This window comes from Halomonas sp. ND22Bw (assembly GCF_003011945.1).
Lineage (GTDB): Bacteria > Pseudomonadota > Gammaproteobacteria > Pseudomonadales > Halomonadaceae > Halomonas > Halomonas halophila.
Window position 1 is genome coordinate 1 of sequence record NZ_PXWD01000929.1, and the last position, 270, is coordinate 270.

1 pseudogene is annotated in these 270 nt (G+C 65.9%); it reads left to right on the forward strand.

Features of this window, described 5'->3' with window-relative positions:
* Nucleotides 1-12 precede the first annotated feature (12 nt).
* Nucleotides 13-270 (forward strand): annotated as a pseudogene (locus CVH10_RS20875) (hypothetical protein); the annotation flags it as partial.

Sequence of the window (270 nt, forward strand, 5' to 3'; positions counted from 1 at the left end):
AGGAGACAACCCTTGAAGATCACACGCATCACCGCCGTGCCGCTGTCCTACCGCCTCCCCGAGGGCAAGACCGTCACCATGGGCATCGGCAGCACGCTCAAGCGTGACTGCATCATCATCCGCGTCGAAACCTCCGAAGGCATCACCGGCTACGGTGAAGCACACCCCGGCCGCAGCCCGGGCGCCATCACGGCGCTGGTGCACAACACCCTGCAGCCGCTGCTGATCAATACCCTGCTGGACCGCGCGACCGGCGGACTGCAGGTGGTG